This is a genomic window from Streptomyces sp. NPDC057271, from assembly GCF_042668715.1.
In the GTDB taxonomy this organism is placed as follows: Bacteria; Actinomycetota; Actinomycetes; order Streptomycetales; family Streptomycetaceae; genus Streptomyces.
Window position 1 is genome coordinate 1 of sequence record NZ_JBHUYJ010000184.1, and the last position, 7927, is coordinate 7927.

Below are 7927 nucleotides of genomic sequence, written 5' to 3' on the forward strand. Positions count from 1 at the left end.
CACCCCCCAGGTCATCCGTTCGACAGGGGGACACAGTCATGCCGGGCCCGGAGGCCAGCGGCCCTCTTGCAGGACCGCAAAGAACATAACGGGGGTAACTCGTACGGGCGATCCCTCTACCGGGCGCTCGCCGAACACGCCAAGCGCGAGGCATACCGCGAAGCCGTCGAGCAGGCCCACGCCGACTTCGCCACCCCTCCAGGCCGGCGAACTCCCCGGACCCCGCCTCGCTGACCCTGACCGAGTGTCACTCTGATTACAAAGAGCAGTTTGTCGCTTCGCCGTAGCTTCGGGAGAACAGGGCCGAGGAACTGGTACGCACAAGCGAGTTCCCCGCTGGCGCGGCCGGCCGGGGGACCGCGCTTCGGGTGCGAGGGAGAGGCTCCGACTACAGCGGAAGCGTTATCCCCAGCTCCCGCATGGCGGGGGAGGGCGGGCCGCCCTCCGAGCGTTCGGTCTTGCATCCCTTGCTGCCGGAGGTCACGGTCCGGGGGTCGACTGCCTCCGCGGGCGCGCCGGTGGCGTAGAGGCCATCGGGTTCGGCGTCCCGGTCATGTGGCAGCAGCCAGAAGACGCGGCGCCGGAAGGTGCCTGAGGCGCGGGATGGGCGGGCTTCGGGTCCGAGGACGGCGTAGCCGACCATGCGTCCGTCGCGGTGGTAGGCGGGTTTGCCGCGGCGGGTGGGCAAGCGGTCCAGGCTCTGGCGGACGTAGTCGAGCTCCTGGACGTTCTCGAGCCAGACTAGCCTGCATTCGTGCTTGAGCTCGTCGTCGCTGATCAGGGCGCTCATGCCATCTCCTCGTCGGCGAGCAGGCTGATCCCATGGTAGTACTTTCGCGAGTTCGACAGGATCATCTCTTTGGGGGAGGAAAGCCCGACCAGTTCGCGGGCGCGGGCGGCGAAGGCTCGACTGGAGACGGGGGGTACGCCTTCGCCATGGCACCAGGATCGGTAGGCGGCGTACAGGCGGGCCTGCTCGGCGCGGTGATCCGGATTCAGGACGCAGGCTTCGTCGAAGAAGCGCCCGGTGTGGTCTTCGGTCTGGGCGTAGGCGGTGGTGGCGACGCGGACCTTGTCGGGACCGGTGAGGTCCTTCTCGCCTTCGAGGTAGCGGCGTGCGCCGTCGACGAGCCAGTTGAGGATGCCGGGGCCCTCCTCAGCGACGAGGATGTCGGCGAGGTTGTCGATCTTGCGGTCGTCGGAGACGGTGCGTTCAAAGGGGATCAGGCGCATACGCCGCCAGAAGGCGAAGCCGCCGGTGCCGACCTCGGGGCGGTGGTTGCCCAGCAGCCAGAGCTTGTGGGTGGGCCGGAAGCTGAAGAAGTCCTGGCGCATGCGGCGGGCCTTGATGCGGTCGCCGCCCGTGAGGAGCTTGACACGGGCCTCGTCGAACTTGTCGCCGGGCTTGACCTCGGAGCAGACGATGACGCGGCGGCCGTGGAGTTCGGCGAGGTCGGTGGGGTGGCCTTCGTAGGGGCGGGCCATGAGGAAGCCCGGCGGGGCGGCGTCGGCGTAGTCGCCGAGGAGCCTCATCAGGACGTCGAGGAGTACGGACTTCCCGTTCTTGCCGGCGCCGAAGAGAAAGGACATGACCTGGCCGCCGACGTCGCCGGTGATGGAGTACCCGAGGAGCAGCTGGAGGAAGCTGGTCATCTGGGTTCCCTCGGCGTCGTCGCCGAAGGTGTCGGCCAGGAAGCGGTTCCACCGCGGGGTGGCCATGGGGGCGGGCCCGACGGCGGTCGAGCGGGAGTGGAAGTCCTTGTCGGGGTTCGGGGTGCGGACGAGGCCGGTGCGGAGGTCGACGATGCCGGCGGGGGTGCACAGGGCGTAGGGGTCGGCGTCCAGAAGGGCGGCGTTGAGGACCATCCCGGGGGCTGATCTGGCCTGGGTGAGCATGGCGTTGATACCTGAGGTGCTCAGGGCGCGGCGGCGGTGCTTCCTCAGGGCCTCGGGGGTGTGGACGCCGCGGGGGTCGGTGGTGGCGATGTTCTCGCCGAGGTCGCCGGCGGCCCACAGCACGGTGTCGTCCTCGTCCATCTGCCAGCGGGTGTTGTCCCACCGGTACCAGCCGAGGCCCGGGACGTAGCGGAAGTCGTGGGCGTAGAGGCGGACGAAGAGCTTGGCGTTGCCGCGGTCGGTGAGGGTGTCGGGGAGCAGGCCGTCCGCGGAGGCGTGCCCGGGGGCCGCGGTCGTGCCGCTGTGTTTCTGCGCCGGTACGGACGGCCTGCCGGTGGAGAGGATCTGCGCTGCGACGGCGTGCGCGTCGAATCCGAGGAGGAAGTCGTTGCCGCCTCCGGTCGGAGTGTTCACGGACGGCTCCTGAGCTGCAGGGGGCGGCGGGTGCCTGCGGTGAGACCGCTGCGGATGATCTGCTGGCAGCGCCGTTCCTGGCAAGGACGGGCCGTGCGTGCGGCTTCGGTGAGGACGCGCTCTGCCTCCTGCCGGGTCAGGTGCCCGGCCGCGACGAGGCCGCCGGCGGTGTAGGCGGCCCGGTTGAGCTTCTCGGAGAAGCCGGCGTTCTCGGGAACCGTGGCGCAGGCTGCGACTTCCGCGAGCACGGTGGTGAGAGCGTGGGTGGCGTGGTCGCGTCGGCCGCCGGCGGCGATGACGGCCTGCCGGGCGCGGGGCGGCACCCGGCGGGGGGCGGGAAGACGGGCTGCGGGCAGGTGGCGGGTGCGTTCCAGCTCCTGCGCGAGCCACGCCGGCAGCGGTACCGGGGTGCGGCTCGTTCCCACCGGCGTGTAGGTCCCGGCATCGGTGGTGGTGCCGGGGGCGATGATGTAGCCGCCGTGGGCGCGGACATCGACCTGCCAGGCGAGACTCCGGGCGGTGCTCGCCCCGGTGGAGCACTGCCAGCGGCGGCCGTCTGTGACCCGGTACCAGATGTGCAGCCCCCCGGAGGGGGTGCGTACGCGCAGGGTCGTGGTGTCCTCCGCCGGGTTCGCCTGGCCGCGGAGCGCGGCCAGGACGGCCAGGCTGTGGAAGCCGGTCGTCATGGCGGAGACGTCGACGCCGTCCGCGATCGGGATGCCGGGCAGGAGGCGGTCCCGTGGAGGGGGGACGGCGGGATGGGCGTCGATGTCGATGACGATCAGGTTAGCCGGGCCGCAGGCCACGGCGACGCCGAGTCGCGGAGTCGTCCCCCACCAGTGACTGATGCGGTCCATGCTCAGGGTGGCGGCGTGGAAGCCGTGGCACCAGCGGCCCGCGTCCCGGCAGGAGCACTGGCAGCGGTCGTGGCCGGGTCGGCGGCAGGCGGGGCAGTTGGCCGCCGGTGTCTTCCTGCCCGGAGCCAGCGGGTGGACCGGCCAACCCTGACCGGCACACCAGCGGGCGATGGCGAGCGACTCGGCGACGGGACGCGCGGCGACGGGGCCGCCTGAGTCGCTGCCCGGGTACCGCGGGTCAGCCGGCATATGACTCCCCTACAGCGACTGAAGCGACCCAACGACGGAGTCAGGCTAGCGAAAACACGGCGCGAAGCCCGCATACCGCCGAGGCACCTGTCGCGTGTCAATTGCCTCCGGTACTCAGCTACCGAAGGCTGGCCGCAGCGACTGAACCGGCTTCGGTAGCTGCCTGATCGCTGAGGAATCACCGCAGGTCACAGGCGCCTAGCAACAGGATCAGCGACTGAAGCGACTCAAGACCCCTATATATGACGCGCACACACGCGCACGCATTGCAGCTCATATACCCGAACCTTGAGTCGCTTCAGTCGCTGTTCTCCAGTCAGACAGCGTCTGAACTGCGGTTTTGCCCAGCGACCGAAAGACAGCTCAGTCGCTGGGCTTCAGTCGCTGCCGCCTGCCCGCCATGTTCTTGGCCGGGGTGCCCGCCAAGCTCCGGGTCGACCCTGCGCCCCGCGCGGGCGGTGGGCGGGGCACATCGGACCGCGGAGGAGGGACATGAGCCAGGCTCATGTCCCTCCCCGAAGGCACCGCCCCCCCGCTGGCGTACGCCGTGACCGGCGGGCCGCCCCTCGCGGGCGACTCCTGCGCCGTGCTGCCGTACGAAGGTCGCGCAGGAGGAGCCCGAACCGGGCCGGCCCGGCGAGGATCTGCGCGAGCTGGTGGCCGGCCGCCTTGCCGCCGACCCGGCTGCGCGGCGCTCCCTCGCCGGGTCGGCGACGATGCTGTCAACGGATACGGAACCCGACGGCGGGCGGCCGCCCGGCTGGTCGAGCGGACCAGCCGGGCGGCCGCGTTGCTTCCGTGCCGGGCACCGCCCGGTGCCCGGACGCCCTTCAGGGGCGTCCTCCAGAGCCGGCGGCCGAGGGCGGCCCCCACGACCGGGCGCGCTGTGCGGTGAGCGTCGACGCCAGCTGGCCGCCGTACGGGGACGGTGCCGGCCTCTGTGCCGCTCCGGCCCATGAGCCGTCGTGCGTGTCCGCGGCGGACCGGCCCGTCCCCGGCGTAGGAGCCGGGCACTCCGGATGGAACCGCCGACGCGGGGGAGCCGTTCCGTCAGATACCGGGGCTGGCGAGGTAGGTGAAGGCACCCAGCTCGGTGTCCGATCCGGCGGGGTTGGTCACCACCACGTCGACGGCTCCCTCCGTACCGGGCGGCGTGACCGCCGACAGGGTGGTCTGGTTGATCACCGCGAACGGTGCCGGCGCGCCGCCGAAGGTGACGGAGTCCGTGGTGTCGAGGTTGGTACCGGTGATGGTCACCGCCGTCCCGCCGGATGCGGGGCCGGAGGTCGGAGTGATCGTGCCGATCGTGGGGACGTCGACGTAGGTGTAGGTGAGGCCGTTGTTGCTGCCGCCGGTGGTGGTGACCGTCACCGGGACGGGGCCCACTCCCGCTCCGGCGGGAACGGTGACGCTCAGGGAGCTGTCGGAGTTCACGGTCGGGGTGGCCGTCACACCTCCGAAGGAGACACTGGTGGCCGTCGACAGGCCGGTGCCGTTGATGCTGATGATGTTGCCCCCGGCCAGCGGCCCGGAGGTAGCGCCCAGAGACGACTTGAACGGCGCACCCACGTAGAAGAACGGCACCGGGTTGCTGGTCCCGCCCGGTGTCGTGACGGTGACACCCACGGCGCCGGTCCCCGAAGGGGACACCGCCGTCACCTCGGTCGGGGAGACCTGCGTGACGCCGGTCGCCGGTTTGCCGCCGAACGCCACATTGGTGGTGCCGGACAGATTCGTTCCCGTGATGCTGACCGGCGTTCCACCGCCGGTCGAACCCTGGTTCGGGGAGATTGGCATGGCAAGGCTCCTCTTTCTCGATGTGACCTGCGATGGACCGGCGTCCGGCACGGCCCGACCCGCCGACAACCGCCGGAAGAGAACGCGAGTCGGCGCCGTGTCAAGGAATGGCGATCGGTACACGGCCGAAACTGACGAGACAGGGAAGCGTGCGGCAGTACGCCTGGGTCCGGCGTGCGACACGGACCGCTGGAACGTCTCGCCCGGAAGCGAGGAGGACCGGCCGGCGCTGCCTCTGTGCACCTGCCTCGGCTCGGGATGGGCGGCCCGCCGATGTGCCATCAGTGACCCACACGGCCATACGAGGGACAAGCCCCTCTCACGCCCGACCACTCGAACGGAGCAGTCGGCCCGCCCGGAACAGGACGCCGTTCCCGCCGCCGGACGAGCGAAGGGGAGCGCGGTCCCCACGCGTCCTCGCCCTGGACACACCGCGATCGGGGCCCGGCGTCTGCGTTCCCGGCCATACGGCTGCCGCCTCGACGGCGTCGCGGCGAGAGCGCCGCGCATACGGCGGCGTCGCCGGCCGGCCTCGCCTGAGCACGTCGACCCGCGGGGGAGCGCCGACCCCACGCCAGTGCGGCCGCGGCGCCCGGGCAGCGCGCGCCCGCGGCGCGGGTACCCGGCCCCCCATACCGCAGCCCTGGGCGCCGCGACCGCGCCCTCGCCACCACACGCCCCCGCCGCCAACGGCCGGAGAAGCCACCCGACGAGGGACGCTCCGCTGCCCGGTACGTGACAAGGAATCCGGCCGTCGAGGGGCACGGACCGACACGGAGGAGTGGATGGGATCTACTGACAATGCGCGGAGGTGCGCCCCTCCAACCGAGGGACGATTCGCTCTGCTCCTTGCGGCTTCGCCCGGCACCTGTGTCACTTGGAAGCGTCCAACCGTTGGACAGTCCGTTGTCCCGGAGGGTGATACCGGTGTGGTCGTAGCTGCTCCGCGCAGGCAGCGTCGACACCGACGGGATCACGATGGGCAACTCCGGGACAAGGGTCACCCAGCCGGTGCCGCACCTGTGGCACCGGCTGGGGTCGGCGCACGGTGGGGGCGCGCCCCCGGTGCCCCCCTTGGCCCGTTCGGATGTCCCGGCGTGAGCGGTCTTGTGGACCACCGAACGGTGTGGGTCCGCTGTCGACGCCGAACCGCGCGTCGCCCCCGCCCCGTCCGACCTCCGCGCGGAAGCGTCCCGCGCCGCCCGTCGGCCCCTGGAGCGGGACGGCGAGGACGCTGGCCTCGTCCGCCCGGTGCCTGCCCGGGCAGCGGCGACGGCTCCCCGCCCGCTCGCGGAGTCACGCCTCCGCTGACGTCGGGCGGGGCGGCCCCGCCCGGTCCGGCCCAGGTCCCACACCCGGCTCCGGCACCCGGCTCCGGAAGCCGACGTGCTCAGCCGCCCCATCCCCTGACAAGGCCAGGACCCCGCCGGATCCCGCCTCCGCGGAGGCGACGAGGGCCCTTCCGTCCGGGCGTCCCCCGCCCCACCCACCCCGTGCCCCAGGAGACCCCATGGCGCCCGTAGTCAGCTCTGTCACTCCCGCGCAGGGCCCGGTGTCAGGCGGCACCACCGTAGTCATCACCGGCACCGGCCTGACAGGCGCCACCGCGGTACGCTTCGGGCCCACCAACGCGGTCGCCTACACCGTCAACTCCTCCACTCGGATCACCGCCGTCACCCCTGCCGGGAGTACGGGCGCGGTGCCGGTGACGGTGACCTCGCCCAGCGGGACCAGCAACGCCACTGTGCTGTTCACCTACACCTCGGCCGCTCCGACGGTGACCGGCGTCTCGCCGCGCAGCGGCTCCACGAACGGCGGCACCGTCGTGACCGTGACGGGCACCCACTTCTCCGGCGCCACCCGGGTCCGCTTCGGATCCGTCAGCGCGCCGTCCTTCACCCTCGTCTCCTCGACGCAGATCACCGCGGTGTCACCGCCGGGGCCCGCGGGCTCCGTACCGGTCACCGTGACGACGCCCGCCGGCACGAGCGCCGCCGCCCCCGAGTCGTACTTCTTCTACGCCCCCGTCCCCGTTCTCCTCGCGGTCTCCCCCAGTGCCGGCCCCTCCACCGGGAACCAGGTGGTCGCGTTGACGGGTTTCAACCTGCTGAACGCCACCGACGTACGGTTCGGGGCCCAGTCCGCGAGCTTCACCGTCGTGTCCTCCACCGCGATCACCGCCACGCCCCCACCGGGTTCCGGGCAGGTCGCCGTGACCGTGACGACGCCGGGGGGCGCGAGCAACGCCCTGGCCTACGCGTATGTGGGCCCTCCCACGCTGAGTGGTGCCCTCCCCTCCAGTGGGCCCGCCTCGGGCGGCACGATCGTGACGCTGGCGGGCACAGGACTGGCCACCGCGACTGACGTCAGGGTGGACGGTGTCGCGACGGGCTTCACCGTGCTGTCGGATGCCCAGCTGACGGCGGTCGTGCCGCCGGGACCCGCCGGGCCCGCCGCCATCCGGGTGACGGCGGTCGGGGGGACGTCAGCCGCGGTCACCTTCCACCGCGTCCCGGCACCCTCGGTCTGAGCGCCTCGCGCCCTCGCCGACCGAGTCGCCGACCACGGTCACCGGCGATGTGGGAGGGCCCCTTCACACGACCGCTCACTGCGGCTAGCCGCAATGCCGGTGACTTAGGTTGTGCCTTGTCGGGTGGTGGTGATGGTGTTCGGTGCGGTTGGTGTCCGGTTGCGGTGCTCGGCCCGTTTGAGCG

5 protein-coding genes are annotated in these 7927 nt (G+C 71.9%); 1 reads left to right on the plus strand and 4 read right to left on the minus strand.

Annotation, left to right across the window (positions count from 1 at the left end; all coding sequences use genetic code 11):
* Positions 1–388: 388 nt before the first annotated feature.
* The 4 genes from ACFUJR_RS38150 to ACFUJR_RS38165 form a co-directional block, all read right to left on the minus strand.
* A complete protein-coding gene (locus ACFUJR_RS38150; protein WP_383181115.1) occupies positions 389–790 on the minus strand; it encodes a DUF6009 family protein in 402 nt (133 codons plus the stop codon).
* Positions 787–2310 (minus strand): phage/plasmid primase, P4 family, encoded by a 1524-nt coding sequence (locus ACFUJR_RS38155; RefSeq protein WP_383181118.1) that lies wholly within the window; start codon positions 2308–2310, stop codon positions 787–789. The genes ACFUJR_RS38150 and ACFUJR_RS38155 overlap by 4 nt, the downstream gene beginning before the upstream one ends.
* A complete protein-coding gene (locus ACFUJR_RS38160) occupies positions 2307–3416 on the minus strand; it encodes a bifunctional DNA primase/polymerase (protein ID WP_383181121.1) in 1110 nt (369 codons plus the stop codon). Before ACFUJR_RS38160 ends, ACFUJR_RS38155 begins: the two co-directional genes overlap by 4 nt.
* A 1050-nt stretch (positions 3417–4466) precedes the next feature.
* Positions 4467–5213: an IPT/TIG domain-containing protein gene (locus tag ACFUJR_RS38165; RefSeq protein WP_383181275.1), complete on the minus strand. Its 747-nt coding sequence runs from the start codon at positions 5211–5213 to the stop codon at positions 4467–4469.
* 1510 nt (positions 5214–6723) lie between these two features.
* On the opposite strand from ACFUJR_RS38165, the gene ACFUJR_RS38170 reads away from it, so the two are divergent.
* Positions 6724–7743, plus strand: coding sequence for an IPT/TIG domain-containing protein (locus ACFUJR_RS38170; protein ID WP_383181272.1), 1020 nt, complete (start codon positions 6724–6726; stop codon positions 7741–7743).
* Positions 7744–7927 lie beyond the last annotated feature (184 nt).

Excerpts from the sequence above, each read along its gene's own strand:
- ACFUJR_RS38150 (WP_383181115.1), bottom strand. The coding sequence starts at position 790 with ATGAGCGCCCTGATCAGCGACGACGAGCTCAAGCACGAATGCAGGCTA.
- ACFUJR_RS38160 (WP_383181121.1), bottom strand. The coding sequence starts at position 3,416 with ATGCCGGCTGACCCGCGGTACCCGGGCAGCGACTCAGGCGGCCCCGTC.
- ACFUJR_RS38165 (WP_383181275.1), bottom strand. The coding sequence starts at position 5,213 with ATGCCAATCTCCCCGAACCAGGGTTCGACCGGCGGTGGAACGCCGGTC.
- ACFUJR_RS38170 (WP_383181272.1), top strand. The coding sequence starts at position 6,724 with ATGGCGCCCGTAGTCAGCTCTGTCACTCCCGCGCAGGGCCCGGTGTCA.